Annotated in this window: 24 protein-coding genes and 1 pseudogene; 19 read left to right on the forward strand and 6 right to left on the reverse strand. The window is 64.7% G+C overall.

What is annotated here, in order from left to right; genetic code table 11:
* The first annotated feature begins 6 nt into the window (after nucleotides 1-6).
* From rplO to RAD10_RS15830, 10 genes are all read left to right on the forward strand, one after another.
* Complete coding sequence (gene rplO / locus RAD10_RS15785; protein WP_028141003.1) at nucleotides 7-492, forward strand: 50S ribosomal protein L15; 486 nt, start codon at nucleotides 7-9, stop codon at nucleotides 490-492.
* Between the two features lie 150 nt (nucleotides 493-642).
* On the forward strand, nucleotides 643-1974 hold the full coding sequence (gene secY / locus RAD10_RS15790) for a preprotein translocase subunit SecY (RefSeq protein WP_028141002.1): 1332 nt from the start codon (nucleotides 643-645) through the stop codon (nucleotides 1972-1974).
* Complete coding sequence (locus RAD10_RS15795) at nucleotides 1971-3182, forward strand: preprotein translocase subunit SecY (protein WP_461618216.1); 1212 nt, start codon at nucleotides 1971-1973, stop codon at nucleotides 3180-3182. Before secY ends, RAD10_RS15795 begins: the two co-directional genes overlap by 4 nt.
* The gene (locus RAD10_RS15800) at nucleotides 3179-4081 is read left to right on the forward strand and encodes an adenylate kinase (RefSeq protein ID WP_461618217.1); all 903 of its coding nucleotides are present in this window, start codon (nucleotides 3179-3181) and stop codon (nucleotides 4079-4081) included. The genes RAD10_RS15795 and RAD10_RS15800 overlap by 4 nt, the downstream gene beginning before the upstream one ends.
* Nucleotides 4082-4268: 187 nt before the next feature.
* The gene (rpsM, locus tag RAD10_RS15805; protein WP_008549231.1) at nucleotides 4269-4637 is read left to right on the forward strand and encodes a 30S ribosomal protein S13; all 369 of its coding nucleotides are present in this window, start codon (nucleotides 4269-4271) and stop codon (nucleotides 4635-4637) included.
* Between the two features lie 131 nt (nucleotides 4638-4768).
* On the forward strand, nucleotides 4769-5158 hold the full coding sequence (rpsK, locus tag RAD10_RS15810) for a 30S ribosomal protein S11 (RefSeq protein ID WP_007603045.1): 390 nt from the start codon (nucleotides 4769-4771) through the stop codon (nucleotides 5156-5158).
* Nucleotides 5159-5270: 112 nt separating this feature from the next.
* Nucleotides 5271-6302, forward strand: a complete 1032-nt coding sequence (locus tag RAD10_RS15815; protein ID WP_008136316.1) for a DNA-directed RNA polymerase subunit alpha — start codon at nucleotides 5271-5273, stop codon at nucleotides 6300-6302.
* A 143-nt stretch (nucleotides 6303-6445) separates the two neighbouring features.
* On the forward strand, nucleotides 6446-6862 hold the full coding sequence (rplQ, locus tag RAD10_RS15820; RefSeq protein ID WP_018322277.1) for a 50S ribosomal protein L17: 417 nt from the start codon (nucleotides 6446-6448) through the stop codon (nucleotides 6860-6862).
* Nucleotides 6863-7063: 201 nt separating this feature from the next.
* Complete coding sequence (locus RAD10_RS15825) at nucleotides 7064-7852, forward strand: SDR family NAD(P)-dependent oxidoreductase (protein WP_461618218.1); 789 nt, start codon at nucleotides 7064-7066, stop codon at nucleotides 7850-7852.
* Nucleotides 7853-7859: 7 nt separating this feature from the next.
* On the forward strand, nucleotides 7860-8156 hold the full coding sequence (locus tag RAD10_RS15830; protein WP_461618219.1) for a DUF1330 domain-containing protein: 297 nt from the start codon (nucleotides 7860-7862) through the stop codon (nucleotides 8154-8156).
* A gap of 131 nt (nucleotides 8157-8287) precedes the next feature.
* Here the strand turns inward: RAD10_RS15830 and RAD10_RS15835 are convergent, their stop codons facing one another.
* Nucleotides 8288-9301 carry a zinc-binding alcohol dehydrogenase family protein gene (locus RAD10_RS15835; RefSeq protein WP_461618220.1) on the reverse strand — a complete coding sequence of 338 codons (1014 nt, stop codon included), beginning with the start codon at nucleotides 9299-9301 and terminating at the stop codon, nucleotides 8288-8290.
* 136 nt (nucleotides 9302-9437) lie between these two features.
* Here RAD10_RS15835 and RAD10_RS15840 point away from each other — a divergent pair, with 136 nt between their 5' ends.
* A complete protein-coding gene (locus RAD10_RS15840; RefSeq protein WP_461618221.1) occupies nucleotides 9438-9815 on the forward strand; it encodes a winged helix-turn-helix transcriptional regulator in 378 nt (125 codons plus the stop codon).
* 40 nt (nucleotides 9816-9855) lie between these two features.
* On the opposite strand, the gene RAD10_RS15845 is transcribed toward RAD10_RS15840, so the two are convergent.
* Nucleotides 9856-11469: an OprO/OprP family phosphate-selective porin gene (locus RAD10_RS15845; RefSeq protein ID WP_461618222.1), complete on the reverse strand. Its 1614-nt coding sequence runs from the start codon at nucleotides 11467-11469 to the stop codon at nucleotides 9856-9858.
* A gap of 315 nt (nucleotides 11470-11784) precedes the next feature.
* Between RAD10_RS15845 and RAD10_RS15850 the strand changes: the two genes are divergently transcribed.
* Genes RAD10_RS15850 through RAD10_RS15860 form a run of 3 tightly spaced genes read left to right on the forward strand, consistent with a single transcriptional unit; the run spans nucleotide 11785 to nucleotide 15807 of the window.
* Nucleotides 11785-13191 carry a DegQ family serine endoprotease gene (locus tag RAD10_RS15850; RefSeq protein ID WP_461618223.1) on the forward strand — a complete coding sequence of 469 codons (1407 nt, stop codon included), beginning with the start codon at nucleotides 11785-11787 and terminating at the stop codon, nucleotides 13189-13191.
* Nucleotides 13188-14522: a replication-associated recombination protein A gene (locus tag RAD10_RS15855; protein ID WP_461618224.1), complete on the forward strand. Its 1335-nt coding sequence runs from the start codon at nucleotides 13188-13190 to the stop codon at nucleotides 14520-14522. The genes RAD10_RS15850 and RAD10_RS15855 overlap by 4 nt, the downstream gene beginning before the upstream one ends.
* Nucleotides 14523-14574: 52 nt before the next feature.
* Nucleotides 14575-15807: an RluA family pseudouridine synthase gene (locus RAD10_RS15860; RefSeq protein WP_461618225.1), complete on the forward strand. Its 1233-nt coding sequence runs from the start codon at nucleotides 14575-14577 to the stop codon at nucleotides 15805-15807.
* Nucleotides 15808-15990: 183 nt separating this feature from the next.
* On the opposite strand, the pseudogene RAD10_RS15865 reads toward RAD10_RS15860, so the two are convergent.
* Nucleotides 15991-16436 (reverse strand): annotated as a pseudogene (locus tag RAD10_RS15865) (hypothetical protein).
* 74 nt (nucleotides 16437-16510) lie between these two features.
* Here RAD10_RS15865 and RAD10_RS15870 point away from each other — a divergent pair.
* From RAD10_RS15870 to blaOXA, 4 genes are read left to right on the forward strand one after another with little or no spacing between them, the layout of a single operon-like run.
* Nucleotides 16511-17305: an ATP12 family chaperone protein gene (locus RAD10_RS15870; protein WP_461618226.1), complete on the forward strand. Its 795-nt coding sequence runs from the start codon at nucleotides 16511-16513 to the stop codon at nucleotides 17303-17305.
* 57 nt (nucleotides 17306-17362) lie between these two features.
* Nucleotides 17363-18964: a flagellar hook-length control protein FliK gene (gene fliK, locus RAD10_RS15875; RefSeq protein WP_461618227.1), complete on the forward strand. Its 1602-nt coding sequence runs from the start codon at nucleotides 17363-17365 to the stop codon at nucleotides 18962-18964.
* Nucleotides 18961-19224 (forward strand): EscU/YscU/HrcU family type III secretion system export apparatus switch protein, encoded by a 264-nt coding sequence (locus RAD10_RS15880; RefSeq protein ID WP_028140989.1) that lies wholly within the window; start codon nucleotides 18961-18963, stop codon nucleotides 19222-19224. Before fliK ends, RAD10_RS15880 begins: the two co-directional genes overlap by 4 nt.
* A gap of 53 nt (nucleotides 19225-19277) precedes the next feature.
* Nucleotides 19278-20117, forward strand: a complete 840-nt coding sequence (blaOXA, locus tag RAD10_RS15885) for a class D beta-lactamase (RefSeq protein WP_461618228.1) — start codon at nucleotides 19278-19280, stop codon at nucleotides 20115-20117.
* A gap of 189 nt (nucleotides 20118-20306) precedes the next feature.
* On the opposite strand, the gene RAD10_RS15890 is transcribed toward blaOXA, so the two are convergent.
* The 3 genes from RAD10_RS15890 to RAD10_RS15900 form a co-directional block, all read right to left on the reverse strand.
* Nucleotides 20307-21299, reverse strand: coding sequence for a dienelactone hydrolase family protein (locus tag RAD10_RS15890; RefSeq protein WP_461618229.1), 993 nt, complete (start codon nucleotides 21297-21299; stop codon nucleotides 20307-20309).
* Between the two features lie 78 nt (nucleotides 21300-21377).
* A complete protein-coding gene (locus RAD10_RS15895) occupies nucleotides 21378-21971 on the reverse strand; it encodes a hypothetical protein (RefSeq protein ID WP_461618230.1) in 594 nt (197 codons plus the stop codon).
* 151 nt (nucleotides 21972-22122) lie between these two features.
* Nucleotides 22123-22527, reverse strand: coding sequence for a DUF4260 domain-containing protein (locus tag RAD10_RS15900; protein WP_461618231.1), 405 nt, complete (start codon nucleotides 22525-22527; stop codon nucleotides 22123-22125).
* A 138-nt stretch (nucleotides 22528-22665) separates the two neighbouring features.
* Between RAD10_RS15900 and RAD10_RS15905 the strand changes: the two genes are divergently transcribed.
* The coding region (locus RAD10_RS15905) for an acyl-CoA carboxylase subunit beta (RefSeq protein ID WP_461618232.1) at nucleotides 22666-23906 on the forward strand (1241 nt) is incomplete at its 3' end.

The following is a 23906-nucleotide window of genomic DNA, read 5'->3' on the forward strand; positions in this document are numbered from 1 at the left end:
AGGGCGATGAAGCTCAGCGATATCGCCGACAACGCCGGCTCGCGCAAGAAGCGCATGCGCGTCGGCCGTGGCATCGGTTCGGGCAAGGGCAAGCAGTCCGGCCGCGGCGGCAAGGGCCAGACCGCGCGTTCGGGCGTGCGCATCAAGGGTTTCGAAGGCGGCCAGATGCCGATGCATCGCCGTCTGCCCAAGCGCGGCTTCAACAACATCTTCCGCGTCGAGTTCGCCGAGATCAATCTCGACCGGCTCCAGGAAGCGGTCGATGCCAAGAAGATCGACGCCGGCAGCGTCGTGAACGTCGAGGCCCTGGTGAAGGGCGGCGTGCTGCGCCGGCCCAAGGGTGGCCTGCGGCTGCTCGGCCGCGGCGAGCTCAAGTCCAAGCTCAACATCGAAGTCCACGGCGCCACCAAGACCGCGATCGCCGCGGTCGAGAAGGCCGGCGGCTCGGTGAAGATCCTCGCCCCTGCCAAGGAAGAAGGCGAGGCGGCGTAACAACTGCGTCATTGGCCCGCGGCTCGCGGGCCTTTACGCGTGCGGGACGTGGACTTATCGAAGCCGAGCCCCAGATAATGTCCGGTGTCCGGTATAATGTAGCCCGGCCGCGGGCATGACGGCGCAATAGGCGGCGGGAGAAAGTCCAAGATGGCCTCTGCAGCGGAACAACTGGCAGCCAATCTCAATTTCGGTGCGTTTGCCAAGGCTGACGAACTGAAGAAGCGCATCTGGTTCACCCTGGGTGCGCTGCTCGTTTATCGGCTCGGGACCTACATCCCGCTCCCCGGCATCGATCCCAATATCTGGGAGCAGGTGTTCCGCTCCCAGGCGGGCGGCATCCTCGGCATGTTCAACATGTTCGCCGGCGGCGGCATCCACCGCATGGCGATCTTCGCCTTGAACATCATGCCGTATATCTCGGCCTCGATCATCATCCAGCTCCTCACCACCGTCTCGCCGCAACTCGAGGCGCTGAAGAAGGAAGGCGAGTCGGGCCGCAAGCTGCTGAACCAGTACACCCGCTATCTCACCGTGATCCTGGCCGCGTTCCAGTCCTACGGTATCGCGGTGGGCCTCGAGGGCGCCGGCAACGTCGTCAGCGACCCCGGCCTGTTCTTCCGCCTGTCCACCGCGATCACGCTGACCGGCGGCACCATGTTCCTGATGTGGCTGGGCGAGCAGATCACCTCGCGCGGCATCGGCAACGGCATCTCGCTGATCATTCTCGCCGGCATCGTCGCCGAGCTGCCCGCCGCGCTCGCCAACATGCTCGAGCTCGGCCGTCAGGGCGCGATGTCGACCGGCCTGATCCTGGTCGTCATCATCATGGCCGTCGCCGTGATCGCCTTCATCGTGTTCATGGAGCGCGCGCAGCGCCGCCTCCTGATCCAGTATCCGAAGCGCCAGGTCGGCAACAAGATGTTCGAGGGCCAGTCCTCGCATCTGCCGCTCAAGCTCAACACCTCCGGCGTGATCCCGCCGATCTTCGCGTCCTCGCTGCTGCTGCTGCCGACCACGGTGGCGAACTTCAACGCGGGCAGCGGGCCGGAATGGTTCCAGTGGATCACGACCCAGCTCGGCCATGGCCGTCCGCTGTTCCTGATCATGTATCTGGCGCTGATCGTGTTCTTCGCCTTCTTCTACACCGCGATCGTGTTCAACCCGACCGAGACCGCGGACAATCTGAAGAAGCACGGCGGCTTCATTCCGGGCATCCGTCCCGGCGAGCGCACCGCGGAATATATCGACTACGTGCTCTCGCGCATTACCGTGCTCGGCGCGGTCTATCTGGCGATCGTCTGCTTGATCCCGGAGATCCTGATCTCCTACGCCTCGGTGCCGTTCTACTTCGGCGGCACCTCGCTGCTGATCGTGGTCAGCGTCACCATGGACACGGTGGCACAGGTGCAGGGTTATCTGTTGGCCCATCAGTACGAAGGCCTGATCCGCAAGTCGAAGCTGCGCGGCCGCCGTAGATGAACAGGGAGCTCGCGCGCCGGATCGCTTTCACGATTGGCGCGCTGCTCCTCTTCAGGCTCGGCACCCAGATCCCGGTCGTCGGGATGGGTGTGCCGAGCCCGTCGTTCTCAGGCGAACATGTGGTTCGCTTTTCGATCTTCGCGCTCGGTATCCTTCCCTATCTGACGGCCGCGATCGTCGTCCGGCTTGTCTCGCTGGTATCGCGGCGCTTGAGCTCCCTCGAGAGGTCGGGCGAGCGCGGCCGGCGCAAGATCTCCGGCTACACGCTGATCGTGACCCTGGTCTTCACGACCTTCCAGGCCTACGGCTACGCCTCGACCATCCGGACAATTCCGGCGCTGGTCCCAGATCCCGAGGAATGGCCCGTGCTCGCGGCCACGGCCTCGATCGTGGGTGGCGTGTTCGTCCTGGTCTGGCTCAGCGAACAGATCACCCGCCACGGCATCGGCAATGGTCTGGCGCTGCTGCTCAGCGTCAATATTCTCGTTCATGTCCCGGTCGACATCGCCGGCATCGCACGCATTCTGCAGGACGGCCAGGTATCCGGCAGTGTCGTGCTGTTCCACGCGCTCGTCTGGATCGTGGTCGTCGCATTGATCGTCTTCGTTGAAGGTGCGCGACGCAATGTCCGTGTCGAGTTCGCCGAGCGCAGACTCGGAGATCGCCTGCTGCCCGCGCGAGCAGCGATTCTCCCGATCAAGATCAACAGCGCAGGCTTTCTGGTGCCGGCCACCGTGGCGCCCTGGATTCTGTTTCTGCCGGTGGCTGGTTTGGCCTACATCTTTGGTGCCGATACGCCGTGGGTCGCCGCCGCCTACTGGCAACTTGGGTTTGGCATGCCGGCTCACTTGGTCCTTGGATCGGTTGCGATCTTCGTGCTCGCCTTCATCTACACTGCCTACGTCGTCGATCCCGAGCACGCGGCCAAATCGCTGGCCGCGCGCGACGGCACGATTCCCGGTGTCGCGCCGGGCGAGGCGACCGCCGACTATCTCGACCGCGTCGTGTCATTGACGACAGTCGTCGGAGCCGTCTACCTGACTGTGTTGCAGTTGATTCCGGAGGTCTTCGAGCTTTACGGGATCGGGCTGCCTTATAGTATGATGATCAATGGCGGTGGGGCGCTGGTTGTGGTTTGCACCGCTCTTGATATCAAAGCACAGGTGCGCGACGTATCGCTCACCAATCCGGGGGGCGTACGCCGATGAGAATTATACTTCTGGGACCGCCGGGGTCGGGCAAGGGGACCCAGGCGCAGTTGCTGGTGCAACGCTATGGCATCGTCCAGCTCTCGACCGGCGAGATGCTGCGAGCCGCGGTTGCGGCCGGTACGCCAGTCGGGCTGAAGGCCAAGGAGATCATGGCCAGCGGTGGTCTCGTACCCGACGAGGTCGTGGTCGGAATCATCTCCGATCGGATCGACCAGCCGGACGCCAAGAACGGTTTCATCCTCGACGGTTTCCCGCGCACCGTGCCGCAGGCCGAGGCGCTGGACGAGCTGCTCAAGCACAAGCACCTCAAGCTCGACGCCGTGATCGAGCTTCGCGTCAACGAGAGCGCGCTGCTGAATCGTGTCGAGACCCGCGTCGCCCAGATGCGTGAGCGCGGGGAGGAGGTCCGACTCGACGACACGCCGGAGGTCCTGACCAAGCGGTTAGCCAGCTACCGCAACCAGACGGAACCGCTGATTCACTACTATTCCGAGCGGCGGAAGCTCTCGACCATCGACGGTATGATGGCGATCGACGAGGTCACCCGCGCCATTCATCGCCAGCTCCTGGCGTTGGGGGCAGTCGAGCCCAAGACCCACGCCAAAAGCGCAACCAAGGCGGGCCCGGCCAAGAAGGCCAAGGCGAGTAAGAAAGCCGGGAAGACAGCCAAAAAGCCGACCAAAACGACCAAAAAAACCGCAAAATCGGCCAAAAAGGCCGCCAAGACGGCCGTGAGGGGCCCCAAGAAGACGGCCAAGAAAGCCGGCAAGAAAGCGGCCAGGAAGACCGTCAAGAAAGCGGCGAAAAAGGCAGCTCAAAAGACCGCCAAGAAGGCTCTCAAAAAGGGTGCCAAGAAGGCCGCAAAAAAGGTCACGAAAAAGCGAGCTAAGCGCTAGCAGCGGTTGACGAAAGCCCCTGGAATCCCCTAATAAGCCCCGCATCCAAGTCGGATAGTTTCAAACGATGCCGGGCCCCAGGAAGACCAGGGGTGGGCGTCGTGTTCGCGTTTGTGAACACCTGCCCGAGAAACCAAGCACTTAAAGACCGGTTCCTGACGAGGGATCGGCAACAGGAGAGAAGGCCGTGGCCCGTATTGCCGGCGTGAACATCCCGACCAACAAGCGCGTGCTGATCGCGCTCCAGTACATCCATGGCATCGGTCAGAAGATCGCCGGTGAGATCCTGGAGAAGGTGAAGATCCCCGTGGATCGTCGCGTCAATCAGCTGAGCGACGCCGAAGTGCTCCAGATCCGCGAAGTGATCGATCGCGACTATCTCGTCGAGGGCGACCTGCGTCGTGAGGTCGGCATCAACATCAAGCGTCTGATGGACCTCGGCTGCTATCGCGGCCTGCGTCATCGTCGCGGCCTGCCGGTGCGCGGCCAGCGCACCCACACCAATGCGCGCACGCGCAAGGGTCCGGCCAAGGCCATCGCCGGCAAGAAGAAGTAAACTGGCGAATCGGGAATGGCGAATGGCGAGTAGGGATTTTCCCTATTCGCCATTCGCTACTCACCATTCGCTTCCACAGGTGTAGCCGCTGGCATTACGGCGGCGTTTGAGATCTTCAGGAAAGGTACTCTATGGGCAAGGAAGCCACCCGCGTTCGTCGTCGTGAGCGCAAGAACATCGCCTCCGGCGTCGCGCACGTGAACTCGTCGTTCAACAACACGACCATCACCATCACCGACGCGCAAGGCAACACGATTGCCTGGTCTTCCGCCGGCACGATGGGCTTCAAGGGCTCGCGCAAATCGACCCCGTACGCCGCGCAGGTTGCCGCCGAGGACGTGTCCAAGAAGGCGCAGGAGCACGGCATGCGCACGCTGGAAGTCGAAGTCGCAGGTCCCGGTTCGGGCCGCGAGTCGGCGCTCCGCGCGCTTCAGGCCGCAGGCTTCACCGTCACCTCGATCCGTGACGTGACCACGATCCCGCACAACGGTTGCCGTCCCCGCAAGCGTCGGCGCGTTTGATCCCAAGTTGCGGGCGCATTGGCGCCCGCAATGACTTTTCTAAGAAGCCGCGGGAATGATCTGCGGCCTTTCTCCAACGCCAGTATTTGAACTCTCAAATTGACTGGCCTGTATGGGTGAAACAGTGACGATCCAGAAAAATTGGCAAGAACTGATTCGACCGAACAAGCTCCAGGTCACGCCCGGCAGCGATTCGAACCGTTTCGCGACCATCGTCGCCGAGCCGCTCGAGCGCGGCTTCGGCCAGACGCTCGGCAACGCGCTGCGCCGCATCCTGCTCTCCTCGCTCCAGGGCGCGGCGGTGCAGTCGGTGCACATCGACGGCGTGCTGCACGAGTTCTCCTCGATCGCTGGCGTTCGTGAGGACGTCACCGACATCGTGCTCAACATCAAGGACATCTCGATCAAGATGCAGGGCGAAGGCCCCAAGCGCATGGTCGTGAAGAAGCAGGGTCCGGGCGTCGTCACCGCCGGCGACATCCAGACCGTCGGCGACGTCGTGGTGCTGAACCCCGATCTGCAGATCTGCACCCTCGACGAGGGCGCGGAGATCCGCATGGAGTTCACGGTCGCCACCGGTAAGGGCTACGTGCCCGCCGAGCGCAACCGCCCCGAGGACGCGCCGATCGGCCTGATCCCGGTCGACAGCCTGTACTCGCCGGTCCGCAAGGTCTCCTACAAGGTCGAGAACACCCGCGAGGGCCAGATCCTCGACTACGACAAGCTGACCATGACGATCGAGACCAACGGCGCGATCTCGCCGGATGACTCCGTGGCTTACGCCGCGCGCATCCTGCAGGATCAGCTCAACGTGTTCGTCAACTTCGAAGAGCCGCGCAAGGAAGTCGCCCAGGAGATCATCCCGGACCTCGCCTTCAACCCGGCTTTCCTCAAGAAGGTGGACGAGCTCGAGCTGTCGGTGCGTTCGGCCAACTGCTTGAAGAACGACAACATCGTCTACATCGGCGACCTCGTGCAGAAGAGCGAAGCGGAAATGCTCCGCACTCCGAACTTCGGCCGCAAGTCGCTGAACGAGATCAAGGAAGTGCTGGCCCAGATGGGTCTGCATCTCGGCATGGAAGTGCCAGGCTGGCCGCCGGAGAACATCGACGAGCTCGCCAAGCGCTTCGAGGATCACTACTGAGTTTGGCGAATAGGGAGTGGCGAATAGCGAATACAACTCACTACTCGCCATTCACTACTCGCTATCTGGGCGAACGCAGGCAGCCCACCTGAGCAACATGTCCGACGAACCGTCGCGGCAGTTTTTACGTAAGGAATAGTCACATGCGTCACGGCAAGGTTCATCGGAAGCTCAATCGCACTGCCGAGCATCGCCGCGCGATGTTCGCCAACATGTGCGCCGCGCTGATCAAGCACGAGCAGATCGTCACCACGCTGCCGAAGGCGAAGGAATTGCGTCCGATCGTCGAGAAGCTCGTCACCCTCGGCAAGAAGGGCGGGCTGGCCATGCGCCGCCAGGCCATCTCCGAGATGCGCGACAAGGACCAGGTTAAGAAGCTGTTCGACGTGCTGGCGCCTCGCTACAAGGACCGTCAGGGTGGCTACACCCGCATCATCAAGGCCGGCTTCCGCTACGGCGACAATGCCGCGATGGCCGTGATCGAGTTCGTCGATCGCGACGTCGATGCCAAGGGCCAGGATTCCGGTCCGGTGCAGGAGAAGGAAGCCGAGGCGGCGTAAGCCGATCGGTATTGAATTCAGAGAGCGGCGCCTTCGGGCGCCGCTTTTTTTTGGCCGGCGCGGTACCTTATCGGTGCTTGCGGTATCGTCCCGGCTTTCGCCGTGATGACGAGCCCATGTCTTTCTCACGCCTGAGTGAGCGCCAATTGCGGTCTCATATCGAGCGCCCGATATCTCCACCGACATCGATGGAGATGAGACATGAACATCGACCTTTCCGGAAAGACCGCCCTCGTAACCGGCTCGACCGCCGGCATCGGCCACGCCATCGCCAGAGGCTTGGCGGCCTCTGGCGCCAGTGTCGTGATCAATGGGCGCGGCCAGGACAAGGTCGATGCCGCCGTGCGCAAGCTGGAAGGGACGGGCGCGAAGGTGCGCGGTATCGCCGCCGACGTCTCGACCGCAGCGGGCTGCAAGGCGCTCGTTGCGGCGCTGCCAGAAGTCGACATCCTCATCAACAATGCCGGCATCTTCGAGCCCAAGGACTTCTTCGAGATTCCGGACGATGACTGGAGCCGCTTCTTCGAGGTCAACGTCATGAGCGGCGTGCGGCTGTCGCGCACTTATCTGAAGGGCATGCTCAAGCGCAACTGGGGCCGCATCGTCTTCATCTCATCAGAGTCCGGGCTCAACATTCCCGTCGAGATGATCCACTACGGTATGACCAAGACGGCCCAGCTCTCGGTCGCGCGCGGTCTCGCGCAGCTCACCCGCGGCACCGGCGTCACCGTCAATTCCGTGCTGCCGGGCCCGACCATGTCGGAGGGCGTCGAGACCTTTGTGAAGGATCTCGCGAAGCAGAACGGCCAGTCCGTCGACGAGGCTGCGGCCAATTTCGTCAAGCAGCATCGCCCGAGCTCGCTGCTGCAACGCTTCGCCAGTGTCGACGAGATCGCTAACATGGTGGTCTATGTTGCGTCGAAGGAGGCGTCCGCGACCAACGGTGCGGCGCTGCGGGCCGAGGGCGGCATCGTCAACACCATCGCCTGAGCCGCGCATGACTGCCTATGTGATTTCCGAAGTCGAGATGCGCGATCCCGAGGGGTTCGAAGCCTATCGTGTGCTCGCCGCAGAGACGATCGCGCAGTATGGCGGGCGTTATCTCGTCCGCGGCGGCAAGGCCGAGCTTGCCGAAGGCAACCTTCCAGCGAAGGCCGTCGTCATCGTCGAATTCGCGTCGATGGCGCGGCTGAAGGAATGGTACGCCTCGCCGGAATATGCCGAGGCGCTCAAGTTGCGGCAGACCGCGCTGGAACGGCGGCTTCTGTTCGTCGAGGGCGCGGCGGAAGCGTAGGAGCCGTAGGGTGGGTTAGCCTGCGGCTGCGCGAAGCGCAGTCCGCTGGCGTAACCCACCGCCGTGTGTTTTCGCAGAACCGGAGGTGGGTTACGCTACGCTAACCCACCTCCGCACCGACGTTGCGGCGCCTACCATCCCTCCAGCACGATCTTGCCGCGCGACTTGCCGCTCTCGAGCAGCGCATGCGCGCGCTTGAGGTTGGCGGCGTTGATCGTGCCAAAAGTCTGGTCGAGCGTGGTGCGTAGCACGCCCTTGTCGATGAGGTCGGCGACGTCGTTCAGCAAATGATGCTGCGCGATCATGTCTGATGTCTGGAACGAGGAGCGCGTGAACATCGATTCCCAGTGCACCGAGATCGCCTTGCCCTTGAACGTGCTCATTGTGAATTCCGGGGGATCGTCGATCAGGCCGAACCGGCCCTGCGGCGCCATGAACTCGGCGATCGCCTTGTAATGCTGATCGGTGAAGGTGAGGCTCGCCACCAGCGCGACCGGCGGCAGCTTGAGCTTCTCGATCTGCTCCTTCATCGGCTTGCCGTGATCGATCACGGCGTGTGCGCCGAGATCGAGGCACCATTTTTGCGAGTCCGGCCGCGTCGCGGTGGCGAGCACCGTGAGGCCGGTGAGGCGGCGGGCGAGCTGGATCAGGATCGAGCCGACGCCGCCGGCGCCGCCCGTGATCAGCAGCGTACGCGGATCGACGCTCTTGCCGGGCACCGCGCCGAGCCGATCGAACAGCAATTCCCAGGCGGTGATGGAGGTGAGGGGAAGGGCGGCGGCCTGCGCGAACGACACGCTCTTCGGCTTGTTGCCGACGATGCGCTCGTCGACCAGGTGGAATTCGGCGTTGGTGCCTTGGCGCAGGATCGAGCCGGCGTAAAACACCTCGTCACCCGGCTGGAACAGCGTGACCTCGGGCCCGACGGCATCGACCACGCCGGCCGCGTCGTAGCCCAAGATCTTGGTCTCGCCCTCGGGCGGCGCTGCGCGCTTGCGCACCTTGTAATCGACCGGATTGGCCGAGATCGTCTTCACGGCGACGCGGATGTCGCGCCCTCCGGGCTCGGGCTTTGCGGTCTCGAAATCGATCAGCGCATCCTGATCCTCGATCGGAAGCGATTTCTTGTAGCCGACGGCCTTCATGGCTTGTCTCCATCAGATGGGGCGCAGCTTGGCATGGGCGCGCCTAGCCTGCTAACTGTCGCGCTAGCTCCAATTTGGCAAGTACTGTAAATTCGGGGATATAGTCCCTGTTTGGATACTATTGGGAAAAACACGCATGAAACGGCGCGATTTTGCCCGTCGCCCGGGCTGCTCGGTCGAAGCTACGCTGGATCTGATCGACGGCAAATGGAAGGGCGTGATCCTCTACCACCTGCAGAGCGGCACCCAGCGCTTTGGCGAATTGCGCCGCCGAATGCCCGGCATCACCCAGCGCATGCTGACGAAGCAGCTACGCGCGCTGGAGGAGGACAAGCTCGTCATCCGCAAGGTCTATGCCGAGGTGCCGCCGCGCGTCGAATACTGCCTCTCCGAACTCGGCGAGAGCCTCAGGCCGGTGATCGATATCCTCAAGGCCTGGGGCGAGAGCCATCAGCAGCGGCTGTCCGGTGCGCCGCCGCCGGCGATCGTGAAGAAGCCGAAGCGCGCAGCTTAGAGATCCGGGAGCGGCGTGCCGCTCCCGGGAGAGATACCCCTCAGAACGCGAACTGCGTGCGCATCGCAACCGCATCGAACTTCGAGCCGACATCTGCGGTCGCGATCGGCGAGGCTTGCCTCGACACCGTGCCGTGCAGATAGTCGAGCATGAAGCGGACGTTGCCGTTGACGTACCAGTTGAGTGCCAGCGTGTAGACGGTCTGTCGGCCGCCGGCGATGCCGGTCGCTGCGCCCAATTGATTGTTGAGGTCGACCGTCGAGAAGCGCCCCGCGATTTCCCACGCACCCCAGCCGCCGCCTTCGAGCGAGAACGGATGCGCCGGCTTGACGCCGCTATAGGCCGCGTTCGCCGCGTTGTAGCTGCGGCCTTCGCCCGTCAGCACGTAGCCGGCCTGCGCGTAGCCACCCTGGAATTTCAGGCTGGGTGCGCCGACCAGTGGCACGCCGGTGTTGGCGGTCCGGTCGACATTGTACCAGAAGTATTCGCCCTGAACGATGAGCGGACCGTAGGTCGCCGCCGCTTCGACGCTGTAGACCTGCGCGCCCGAGGCATTGGCGATCGCGCCGGTCGAGATCAGCGTGGTCGGATCGAGACGCAATTCCGGACGATCGCTGAGCGTGACGGTTTGCGTGTTGGCGATGAGATTGCGCGGCGGCTGAATCAGCCACTGGGCGTCGGCGCCGATATGGACCGAATAGTCCTTGCCGCTGATGGGGTTGCCGGCAATGCGCGCCACAGCACCGTATTGCTCGCTCGTGCCTGCCGGCGCCGCACTCGAAGCCGAGTGGATTGCGCCGGTCGAGGGTCCCGTGACATAGCCGCCGATCCAGAGCTGGTCGTTGTACCAGCGCGTACCGGCCGCGGAGCGGAAGTCGCCGGCAGCGATATTGGTGGCGATGATGCCGGCCGAGGCGCGCTCCATGAACATGATGTCGTTGGAGCTCGTGGCCTCATCGAGCGTGTAGGGCAGGTCCATGATGCCGGCTTCGATCGCCATCTTGCCGCCGAATGGCTTCAAGCCGGTGTAGCTGAGATAGGCGTTTTCGACGCCGGAGACGCCGCCGCCCGGCAGTGATCCAGGAGCCGTGCCGCCAAAACCGTCGGACGAGCCGCCAAAATCGTAGATCAGCGCGAAGTTCCAGTCGTTGAAGAATTTGCCGGTGACGCCGATGCGCGCGCGGCGGACGTTCTGGCCGCTGTCGAGCTTCTGCGGCACGGTCGCCGCCGTGTTGGGACGATAGTCATAGCCGCCGACATCCCAGTGCAGGCGGCTGGTGATGGCGACGCAATTGGCCTGGTCGGCGGTGCAGATGGTCGGCCGGTTGTTCGGCATGGTCACGACGACGCCGGACGCAGGCGCCGGTCCCTTGACGGGGATCGCCGCGTTCGCATTGGCCACCACCGCCTTCGCCTCCGACCGCGCTTCGGCTTTGGCTTCGGCCTTTGCTTCGGCTTTGGCTTTTGCCGTGGCCGCCGTGTTCGCGGCGGTCTGGCTCTGGAGCTTGTCGAGCTTCTGCTCCAGCATCTTCAACTGTTGTTTGAGCAGCGCGATCTCCTGCTCGCTGCTGCTTGCTGATTGGGCCTGGGCCTGCGAAGCCACCAATGCTCCGGCGAGGCTGATCGCCGTGGCTGCAATCCTTGTCCTGCTCACGTCATGACTCCATGGTTTGACCAATTTCCCCAAGTCGCAGGCGGTGAGGCTAGGAACGATTGATGACTGCCCCGCGACGACGCGCATCGGTTGCGTGGTTCCCAGTGATGTAAATTCGCCGCAACCGAATCCACCGTGAGCCAAGAATGCAAGATGATGCGTGTCATGCCAATCCACGAGACAAGACAAATCGCCGTTCCGCACGCTTGGCTTGCAGGCCGCAGACGCCCGACGGAGGCCGAATATTGCCGCCTAGCGCCCTTCTATTGGGGGGCGAACACGCCTATATTCCGGCGTCTTTTCCAAGAGGTAGGAATGTTTCGATCGATCCGGACCGCCGTCGTCACGGCACTGTGCATAGGCTTTTCCGCCCACTTCAACCCGGCCGCGGCGCAGGACCGTCGGGTCCCGTCGTCGCCGGCCGAGCTGCGGCTCTCCTATGCGCCGATCGTGCAGCGGGTGCAGCCGGCCGTGGTCAACGTCTATGCCGCCAAGGTGGTGCAGAACCGCAATCCGCTGCTGGACGATCCGATCTTCCGCCGCTTCTTCGGCGTGCCGGGCCAGCAGCCCGAGCAGATGCAGCGCTCGCTCGGCTCCGGCGTCATCGTCGATGCGTCCGGCCTCGTCGTCACTAACGTCCACGTCATCGAGGGCGCCGACCAGGTGAAGGTGTCGCTGTCGGACAAGCGCGAGTTCGAGGCGGAGATCCTGCTGAAGGATACGCGCACCGATCTTGCCGTGCTGCGCCTGAAGGATACCAAGGAGAAATTCCCGACCCTCGATTTCACCAATTCCGACGAATTGCTGGTCGGCGACGTCGTGCTCGCGATCGGCAATCCCTTCGGCGTCGGCCAGACCGTGACTCACGGCATCATCTCGGCGCTGGCGCGCACGCAGGTCGGCATCACCGATTATCAGTTTTTCATCCAGACCGATGCGGCGATCAATCCCGGCAATTCCGGCGGCGCGCTGGTCGACATGAGCGGCAAGCTCGCGGGCATCAACACCGCGATCTATTCGCGCTCCGGCGGCTCGCAAGGCATCGGCTTTGCGATTCCATCCAACATGGTGCGTGTCGTCGTCGCCTCCGCCAAGAGCGGCGGCAAGGCGGTGAAGCGGCCGTGGCTCGGGGCAAAATTGCAGGCGGTGACGCCCGAGATCGCCGAGAGCCTCGGCCTGCGTTCGCCGACCGGCGCGCTGGTCGCGAGCGTGGTGTCGAACGGCCCCGCCGCGAAGGCCGGCCTGAAGTCCTCCGATCTCATCACCGGGATCGACGGTCAGACCGTGGATGATCCCAACGCCTTCGACTATCGCTTCGCCACCCGTCCGCTCGGCGGCAGCGCGCAGATCGACGTGCAGCGCAGCGGCAAGCCGCTCAAGCTGACGGTGGCGCTGGAGACCGCGCCCGATACGGGACGTAACGAGCTCGTCGTCACCGCGCGATCGCCGTTCCAGGGCGCGAAGGTTTCGACCATCACGCCGGCGGTGGCCGACGAGCTGCATCTTGACGCCGATACCGAGGGTGTTGTGATCACCGATCTCGGCGGGGACAGTGCGGCCGCAAATGTCGGCTTCCAGAAGGGCGATATCATTCTGGCGGTCAACAACCAGAAGATCAGCAGGACCGGCGACCTCGAGAAGGCGGCAGGTGAGCGCCCGCGGATCTGGCGTATCACGCTGGTGCGCGGCGGCCAGCAGATCAACGTCACGCTGGGCGGATGAGTCCGAAGCGACCACAAACGCCAACTCTCTTTGCCGCGGCGGGGCTCGACCACGAGGCTCCGCATCCGCTGCCGGACCGGCTGCGTCCACGTGCGCTGTCGGAGGTCGTTGGCCAGGACCACATCCTCGGTCCCGACGGCGCGCTGACGCGCATGCTGGAGACGCGCACGTTGGGATCGCTGGTGTTCTGGGGCCCGCCCGGCACCGGCAAGACCACGGTGGCGCGGCTGCTGGCGGATGCGACGGACCTGCATTTCGAGCAGATCTCCGCGGTGTTCTCCGGCGTCGCCGATCTGAAGAAGGCGTTCGACGCCGCGCGCGCCCGCCGCGAGATGGGCAAGGGCACGCTTCTGTTCGTCGACGAGGTGCATCGCTTCAACCGTGCCCAGCAGGATTCGTTTCTGCCCGTCATGGAAGACGGCACGGTGGTCATGGTCGGCGCCACCACCGAGAATCCGTCCTTCGAGCTCAACGCGGCGTTGCTCTCTCGCGCGCGCGTCTTGGTGTTTCGCTCGCTCGATGCCGCCGCGATCGAAAAGCTGTTCGCGCATGCCGAGGAGGTCGAGGGTCGCAAGCTGCCGCTCGATGCCGAGGCGCGCGCGGTGCTGGTGCGCATGGCTGACGGCGACGGAAGGGCGTCGCTGACGCTTGCCGAAGAAGTCTGGCGCTCGGCGCGGGCGGACGAGATTTTCAATGCTGCGCAGTTGCAGGAGATTTTGCAACGCCGCGCGCCGATCTACGACAAATCGGCCGACGGCCATTACAATCTGATCTCGGCGCTGCATAAATCGGTGCGCGGCTCCGATCCCGATGCCGCGCTGTATTATCTCGCGCGCATGTTAGATGCCGGCGAGGACCCGCTGTTCCTCGCGCGCCGCGTCGTGCGCATGGCGGTGGAGGACATCGGCCTTGCCGATCCGCAGGCGCTCGTCATTGCCAATGCGGCGAAAGACGCCTTCGATTTCCTCGGCCATCCCGAGGGCGAGCTCGCCATCGCGCAGGCCGTGGTCTATCTCGCCACCGCGCCGAAATCGAACGCGGTCTACACCGCCTTCGGCACGGCGATGCAGGTCGCCAAGCAGGCCGGCTCGCTGCTGCCGCCGAAGCACATCCTCAATTCGCCGACCAAGCTGATGAAGTCCGAAGGCTACGGCGCGGCTTACGAATACGACCACGACGCCCCCGACGCCTTCTCCGGCCAGGACTACTTCCCGGAAGCCCTGGGCCGCCAGACCTTCTACGACCCGCCCGAGCGGGGCTTCGAGCGCGAGATCAGGAAGCGGCTGGATTACTGGGCCAAGCTGCGGAAGGAGCGAGGTGGCTCGCGCTAAAAGCGGCCGTTTCGCCGTGACGGGACCCGGCTTTTAGGGTACGCAGGCAACCATGAGCCGCCGCATCAAAAGAACCGATCCAAAGCCCCGCTCGCGCGACGAGCGCAAGGAATCCCGCCCGTTCAAGGCGCGTAGCGCGAAGACCGCGGAACCGCGGCCGGGTGGCAAGCCCGGCGGCAGCAAGCCGCCGCGCTTCGCCGGCGAGCGCGCCGAGCGGCGCGCGCCCAAGACTAGGCTGGAGAAGGCTGAGTTGGAAAGGGCCGCGCCCGAAAAGCCCGTCGAGGCGCTGCTGCCGACCAAGGTGCAGACCGTCAAGGTGACCGCCGACGAGAACAACATGCGCGTCGATCGTTTCCTCGAGGCGCGCTTTCCCGGCCTGTCGTTCTCCCACATCCAGCGCGTCGTTCGCAAAGGCGAGCTGCGCGTCGACGGCAAGCGCGTCGATAGCAAGGACCGCCTGGAGGAGGGCCAGAGCGTCCGCATTCCGCCGCTCAAGCTCGATACGCCGAAGGCCGTCGGCGAGCTCTCGGAAGCTGCCCAGAAGACGCTCAAGGCGCTGAAGGAGATGACGATCTTTGAGGACGACGACGTCCTCGTCCTGAACAAGCCGGCCGGCCTTGCCGTGCAGGGCGGCTCGGGCATGACGCGGCACATCGACCAGATGCTGGAGGTGATGCGCGATTCCAAGGGTCAGAAGCCGCGCCTGGTGCATCGTATCGACCGGGAGACGTCAGGCTGTCTGCTGGTCGCCAAGACGCGGTTTGCTGCCTCGCATCTGACCGGCGCGTTCCGCTCGCGGTCGGCGCGAAAAACCTACTGGGCGCTGGTGCCGGGCCTGCCGAAGCCCAAGCAGGGCCGCATCTCGACCTTCCTGGCCAAGGAAGAGAGCGAGGACGACACCATCATGCGCATCGCCCAGCATGGCGACGAGGGCGCGAGCCACGCGGTGACCTATTACGCAGTGGTCGAGACCGCCGGCAACAAGCTGACCTGGGTCTCGCTGAAGCCGGTGACAGGGCGCACCCACCAGCTGCGCGCCCACATGGAGCATATCGGCCATCCCATCGTCGGCGATCCCAAATATTTCAACATCGAGAACTGGCAGCTGCCGGGCGGCCTGCAAAATCGGCTGCATCTGCTCGCGCGCCGCATCGTCATTCCGCATCCGCGCGGCGGCGTGATCGACGCCACCGCGCCGTTGCCGCCGCACATGCAGCAGTCGTGGAATCTGCTCGGGCTGGATGCAAGCCGGTTTGATCCGATCGAAAACGCGCCGGAGGAGTAGGGGCAGGGGCAGGCAATGTCGCCTCATTCTCAGCTGTCATCGCCCGCGAAAGCGGGCGATCCAGTATTCCAGAAGCCGGCGTTAGAGAGCTCGCTCTCACCACATCCGCCGCGGCGTACTGGATGCCCCGCCTTCGCGGAGCATGACAGCGGTGTTTGTGGTTGCGACCATAACGATGCCCGCTCACTTCCGAAACTGCTCCAGGAACATCCGCAGACTGTCATGCGCCTCTCGATGTCCGTGATCAGCCAGCCCTCGGGGCCGTCGACCAGGACGAAGTTCAGCGCGACCTTCCGGCCGCGATTGTTGAAATTCGCCGCGACATAGGTCTTGTCGTATTGCCTGCGCACGACCGCGATCGTAACAGGGCCGAGTTGCCAGCTCGGGCTCTGTACGAGGAAGTCGTAGGGCTCGACCCGGGGCGCGCTCCAGGCCTTGCGCAGGGGCGCATCGAAGAAATGCCGGGCGGTGGCCGCATCCCGCGGCAGGCCTTTGGACAGCTCCGGCGCGCCGTCGCCGTAATGGGCGTAGACGTTGCGGACCAGCGATTCCGGGGTGCGAAAGCCGGCCTCCGCCGCGGCCGGCCATAGCCCGGCGAACAGGGCCGCAATGCCCGCAAGTTCCCTCATGCCCGCGCTCGCTTTATCGGCCGCCGCTCTTATCTTAAAAGCCTAGCATCCAGCGACCGGGACCGAAAACTCACATGCGCGAATTGTTCGAAGAAGCAGCAGGGCAGCCCCCGCCGGATCCGCGGGAATCGGCGCGCGCGTCCGCGCGCCCGCCGCAGCGCAAGCGCTTCTACAAGGAGGCCGGCGTCGCCGATGGCGAAGGCGGTTTCGCCATCACGCTCGACGGCAAGCCGATCCGCACGCCGTCCGGCCGCCAGGTGGTGATCCCTGCGCGGACGCTCGCCGATGCCGTGGCCGCGGAATGGGCGGCTCAGGGCGAGACGATCGACCCCATGACCATGCCGCTGACGCGGATCGCCAACAGCGTGGTCGAGGGCGTTGTCGACCGCGTCGAGCTGGTCAGCGACGACCTCGCGAAATATTTCGAGTCCGATTTGCTGTTCTATCGTGCCGGCCATCCCGAAGGGCTGGTCGCCCGCGAGGCCGCGCATTGGGATCCCGTGCTGTTCTGGGCCGCGGAGACGCTGGGCGCGCATTTCATCCTGTCCGAGGGCGTCATGCATGTGAAGCAGCCCGACGAGGCCGTCGAGGCCGCGCGCGCCGCGCTGCCGGGCGACGCCTGGTCGGTCGCCGCACTTCACGTGGTGACGACCCTGACCGGCTCGGCGCTGCTGGCGCTGGCGCTGGCTCATGGCGTGCGCGATGCCGGCCAGGTCTGGGCCGCCGCCCATGTCGATGAGGACTGGAATATCGACCAATGGGGCGTGGACGAGGAGGCCGCCAGCCGTCGGGCCACCCGTCTCAGGGATTTCGAGGCCGCCGTGGCGGTTCTGGCGGCGGCAAAGGCGTCCGCGGCCGAAGGTCCTTAACGAGAGGTTTACGACGGCGGCCTTAGGGTATGGCCAGCGCTCCATGGGCCCCCTGAGATGCCGACGCCGGTCACTTCCATCCTCCCCGTCAGTGCCGCCAGCCCCGTGGCTGATGCGACGACGCCGGACCTCGTGCTGCAGGCCGGCAGCGTCGTCGATGCCAGGGTCGTCAGCGTGATGGCCGACAGTCTGGTGCGGATTGCGATCGCCAACCTCTCGATGGACGTGATGTCGGAGGTGGCGCTGACGCCTGGGCAGAATCTCCAGCTGGCGGTCTCGCAGAACGACGGCGCCATCAGGCTCGCCGTGATGAACGGGGCAGGGGAGTCAGCCGTCGATCAGATCACGCTGACGCCGCGTGCGGCTTCGCTGGTGGAAAGTCCGCCGCTGGCGCTGTCCGCGACCGCGACACGCAACACGCTGACGCCATTGGAGCAGGTCGCCGTCACCGCGGCCTCGGCCGAGGCCGCCACAAAACAGGGCAGCCAGGCGCCGCTGTTCGCCAATCTGGCATCCGTCCTCACCGGCAGCGATCTGCCTGCGGGTCTGAAGCAGGCGGTGCTGGACGTGCTGGCGCAGCAGACGCCGCTCAATCCCGGGCTCGATGGCGCCGATGTCGAAACCGCATTCCAGAAATCCGGCTTGTTCTTCGAGGCTTCGCTGGCCGCGGGCGCGAGGCCGCCCGCCGGAACGACGCCCGACCTGAAGGCGGCGCTGCTGGTGCTGCGCCAGACGCTGACCACGCTCGAGACTGCCGCGCCACAGGGCGCTGCAATTCCGGCTGCGACGACGGGGACACCGCAGGTCGCCACCGCGCCTGCTCAGGCCGCAGGTGAGGCCGCGCAGTCCGCGTCCGCTTCCGGCCCCGAGATCGCGCAGACGCCGCGCAACGGCAATCTCGCGGCCGCGGTGCTCGCGGACATTGCCGGCAACGCTCAGCAAGCCGCGATGCCGCGCACCATGTCCGCCGGCCTTGCCGCGAGCCTGCTGCAGGAGGCCACGCAAAACCTGCCGCGTCTGACCGGCAACGTTCCCGGCTCCAATAAGGCGGTGCCGGACGGCCACATCTTCGAAGCAGCCGCACGCGCGACGCCACCGCCGTTCCGCGGCGCATTGCCCTCGCCGCAGGCGATTGCCTCGCCCGCGCTCGCGCCGGACATGCCGCTTTCCGCAACCGTGCATCGCCTGCTCGACGACACCGATGCCGCGATCGCGCGGCAGACATTGTTGCAAATCGCTTCGCTCCCCGATCGCACCGACGCCTCTGGCCACCGCATTGACCCGGCCGTGCCGCAGTGGAATTTCGAGATTCCCTTTGCAACGCCGCAGGGCACCGCGATGGCGCAGTTCGAGATCTCGCGCGATGGCGCTGGCGAATCTGCCGATGCCGCCAAGCGCGCCTGGCGCGCGCGCTTCTCGCTTAACGTCGAGCCGGCCGGCCCTGTGCACGCGCTGATCACGCTGAACGGCGACAAGACTTTCGTGCGGATGTGGGCGGAGCGGCCGGCGACGGTCCAGCAGCTCCGCGCCGGCATCGGCGAGCTCAATCAGGCGCTAACGCGAGCCGAGCTCAGGCCCGGTGACATTCTGGTCCGTGAGGGCACGCCACCTCAACCGGCACCGGCCCGTGCCGGCCACTTTCTGGATCGGGCGACATGAGCGACCCATCGAAGCTCGCGATCGCACTGCATTACGAAAAGGGTACCAACGCGCCCGTCGTCGTCGCCAAGGGCAAGGGCACGATCGGCGAAAAGATCGTGGAGATAGCCAAGGCCCACGACATCCCGATCGAGGAAAACGAGGTTTTGGCCGGCGCGCTGTCCAAGGTCGAGCTCGGCGAGGAGATCCCGCCCGATCTTTACAAGGCCGTCGCGGAAGTGCTGGTGTTCGTGCTGCGGCTGTCGGGCCGGGGGCGATAGAACTCAACCGTCATCGTTTCACCACGGAGCGGCTGCATGGTCGCGCCGCTTTCATGACTCAATGGACATCGCTCTTGCTCACCCGCCGTTCCACCCTCGGCCTTCTCGCCGCATCTGCCATCCTGCCGCAGCGCGCGCTCGCCCATGTCGCGCCGCCGCGCAATGAGATCCGCGACAGTCTCGCAAAGCGCTTCACCGATCTCGGCACGGCGGGCACCTTCGTCGGCTACAAGGTGGAGGACTATCTGGTCGTCGCCAGCGACAAGGAGCGCTCGGGCGAGGGCAAGCTGCCGGCCTCGACCTTCAAGATTCCGAACTCGCTGATTGCGCTGGAGACGGGCGTCGTCACCGACCCCGACAAAGACGTGTTTGCCTGGGATGGCGTGAAGCGGCCGATCGAGGCCTGGAACAAGGATCACACGCTGCGTAGCGCGATCGCGGTCAGCGCAGTGCCGGTCTATCAGGAGATTGCGCGCCGGATCGGGCAGGAGCGCATGCAGAAATATGTCGACGAGTTCGACTACGGCAACCGCGACATCGGCGGCGGCATCGACCAGTTCTGGCTGACCGGGAATTTACGCATCGATCCGGTCGAGCAGATCGATTTCGTCGACCGGCTGCGGCGCCGCGCGCTGCCGATCAGCAAGCGCAGCCAGGATCTCGTCGCCGACATTCTGCCGGTGATCAAGGTCGGCGACAGCGTCATTCGCGCCAAGTCCGGACTGCTGGGAGCCGAACGCGGCGAGCCGTCGCTCGGCTGGATGGTGGGCTGGGCCGAGAAGGGCGAGGCGCACACCGTGTTCGCGCTCAACATGGATTGCAAGGAGCCGCGACTCGTCGGCGAGCGCATGACGCTGACGCAAGCCTGCCTTTCCGAGATCGGCGCGATCTAGCCTGTGAGTCGTGCAATCGTTCTCGTCGCGCGCAGCCGCCGTAGGGTGGGCAAAGGCGCGTAGCGCCGTGCCCACGATCTTTATGCCGTAAGCGACGATTCGTGGGCACGCTTCCGCCTTCGCTCTTCGAGCTACGGCGGACAAGTCGCTTTGCCCACCCTACGGCACCGGTGCAGGCCGGGATGCCTCTCACCCCAACTTGAACAACACCTGCAAGAACTCCTCCACCGCCTTGCGCGACTCCGCGGCCGTCTTCGGATTGCCGCCGACATGCGGGTTGAGCTCGACGCAGGCGTCCTTGTAGGTGAAGGGCGCATTGGTATCGCCGTTCATCAGCACGCCGCCGTCGCCTTCCTTGATCCGGCAATTGCGCACGGTCTGCGAATTGGCTGATACGGCCACGGTGTTGGCACCAAGCAGACCGCTGTCGAACCCATGCGCGCTGTCAGGGTATTCCGTCAGCACCACGTCGCGGCCCGCAGCCTTGAGCCGATCGATGAAGGCCTTGCAGCTCCTGACGGGGTTGTAGTCATCAGGCGTGCCGTGGAAGATGCGGATCGGATGCGCCGCGACCTCGTCGTCGCTCCGATACGTCGTCGACCAGTCCGGATAGAACGGGATGTAGGCGGCGAATTGGATGCCGGACTTGTTCCAGAGCTTGTTGAAGCGGTCGAGGCTCGCATAGAGCGTCGCCTGTCCGCCGCGCGAAAAGCCCATCAGCACGATGCGATCAGGATCGACACGCGGGTGCTTTGCCAGAATTTCCAGCGAGCGGTAGATGTCGATGATCAGGTTGAGCCGGCCGAGCAGCGCCTGATTTGGTCCCACCACCGTCAGCCCGCGACCGGTGAAACCGTCGATCACGAAGGTCGAGATGCCCATGGCGTTGAACGCGTGCACCCAGGCCTCCGTGGTGGCGCCGACGCCGCTGGAGCCGTGCATCAGCACCACGACGGGGAGCTTTCCGCTGCCTTGCGCGACGCGGAATTCGCCGGCGACTGTCACAGGCTTGCCGGCCGCCGCATCGCCGCTAAGGAACTGCTGGTCGGAGAGGGTGAGCGAGGGGATCGGATAGATCTCGGCCCGGGTGGCGACTTCCTTCGGCAGGGATTGCGCGCTCGCCAGCTCAGTTGAAAGGCAAAGCGCGATGAGCACGGCTGCGATGCGGAATGCCGTCGGCATCGGATCCTCCCTGATGATTTTGAGCCAGTAGAACAAGGGGCCCGCGCGCTGTCAATTTGACGCAAGGGGGCGACCGCCTCAGGCGGTGTCGCTCTTCTTCGCCGTCAGCGCCTGGTCGATGGCAAAGCCGCCGATCTCGCTCATCGCCTGCGAGATCACGTCGCCCTTGCGGGCAAAGCCGGCGGAGAGGAAATCGAACTGGGTCCGCGCCAGCCGCAGCGCCTCGATCGGCACCGAGACCGCGGTCGCGTTGAAGCTGTCGACGGAGGCGCGCAAGCTGTCCAGCTCGGTCGTGAGCTTGCCGATATGGCTCTCGGCATTCTGCATCACGCCGATCAGCTTGCCGCGCTCCGCATCGAAGGCGGCGCGCTCGGCGGCGGCTGCCGCGGTGACCTCGGCAAGTTGTGCGCGCAGCACCTCGATCTGGCCGACCATGGCATCGGAGGCGAGATCGGCGGCCTCGCGCAGCTCGGCGTTACGCGTGCTCGCATCCAGCTGCTCATGATAGAGCCGCTCTGCCGACATTGCCCGCTGTGCCAACGACTCGATCAGGCTTGCGGCACGCAGCAGCATCTCGCCGTTCCGCCCCGACACCATGCTGGCCATCCGCCGCAGGAAGTCGATGGTTTGGGATGACGAGTTCGGCGGCAGGGGGACGACCGTCGCGGACATCAGTGATGCTTGCGTGATGCTCGAGCCAAGGCGTAATGACCGCCGCCGTACCAACTGAGCTCACGCAACATTCGGCGCCTGATCGCGAGCGCGAAGCAAGCCTGAATCGGCAGGCCCGGTCAACCGGGCCGAGCCACCAAATTTGCGGGCGTCAGGAGTCCTTTTGCCGCCCGATCCGGCCCAGATGAGTGAAGCCGAACCCGACGGAATATTTCAGGCCATAGCCGAGTGCCCGGTCGATGCCGATATGGGCGAGCCAGATCAAGGCGATGGACAAGGTGAGCGGCGAGCCGAGGCCGAAGCCCAGCGTCAGCAGCGACACCGGCGCCATGTAGCTGTGGGCGGCGTTGTAGATCAGCGCGCCGAATTTGGCGTCCGACAGGTATGCCAGGAAGCTGAGATCGGGGACGAAGAAGAGCAGGGCAAAGACCAGCCAGGAGCCGTCCCAGGCCCAGTAAAGCATCACCATCCCGATAAACAGGGTGAGGCCCTCCAGCCGCAGCAGGATGTTGACGCCGCCCGTCGCCGCACCGGTCTCGGCCATTCTCTCGTCCATGCTCGCCTCCCGGGCAAAACTTTGTAATCTCTCACGCTTTTAGCCCGGACAGGGCAGCCCTGCGGCGCGGAAAGGCGCTTTCCGGTCCGCAAAATGCCGTGTTAGAACCCCGCATCACTTAAGAACTGGCGGGAGCAAATGAAACACATCCTGGACGCCCTTGAAGATCGTCGCGCCGGCGCAAAGCTCGGCGGCGGGGAGAAGCGCATCGAGGCGCAGCACGCCCGCGGCAAGCTGACCGCGCGCGAGCGCATCGAGCTGCTGCTCGACAAGGGGTCGTTCGAGGAATTCGACATGTTCGTCGAGCACCGCTCCATCGAGTTCGGGATGGAGAAGAACAAGGTGCCCGGCGACGGCGTCGTTACCGGGTGGGGCACCGTCAACGGCCGCAAGACGTTTGTGTTCGCCAAGGATTTCACGGTGTTCGGCGGCTCGCTGTCGGAAACGCACGCGCTGAAGATCACCAAGCTCCAGGACATGGCGATGAAGGCGCGGGCGCCCATCATCGGCCTCTATGACGCGGGCGGCGCCCGCATCCAGGAAGGCGTCGCTGCGCTCGCCGGCTATTCCTACGTCTTCCGCCGCAACGTGCTGGCCTCCGGCGTGATCCCGCAGATTTCCGTCATCATGGGCCCCTGCGCCGGCGGCGACGTCTATTCGCCTGCGATGACCGACTTCATCTTCATGGTGAAGAACACCAGCTACATGTTCGTCACCGGCCCTGATGTGGTGAAGACCGTCACCAACGAGGTCGTCACGGCGGAAGAACTGGGCGGTGCCTCGGTGCACGCCACGCGCTCCTCGATCGCCGACGGCGCCTTCGAGAACGACGTCGAGACGCTCTTGCAGATGCGTCGCCTGATCGACTTCCTGCCGTCCAACAACAGTGACGGCGTGCCGGAATGGCCGAGCTTCGACGACATCGGCCGGGTCGACATGTCGCTCGACACGCTGATCCCCGACAATCCGAACAAGCCCTACGACATGAAGGAATTGATCCTGAAGGTCGTGGACGAGGGGGACTTCTTCGAGATCGCGGACATGTTCGCCAAGAACATCGTCACCGGCTTCGGCCGCATCGCGGGCCGCACCGTCGGCTTCGTCGCCAACCAGCCGATGGTGCTGGCCGGCGTGCTCGACTCTGACGCATCGCGCAAGGCCGCGCGCTTCGTCCGCTTCTGCGATGCCTTCAACATCCCGATCGTCACCTTCGTGGACGTGCCGGGCTTCCTGCCGGGCACCGCGCAGGAATATGGCGGCTTGATCAAGCACGGCGCGAAGCTGCTGTTCGCCTATTCGCAGTGCACCGTGCCGCTCGTCACCATCATCACCCGCAAGGCCTATGGCGGCGCCTTCGACGTCATGGCCTCCAAGGAAAT

It is taken from the genome of Bradyrhizobium sp. 23AC (genome assembly GCF_054863025.1).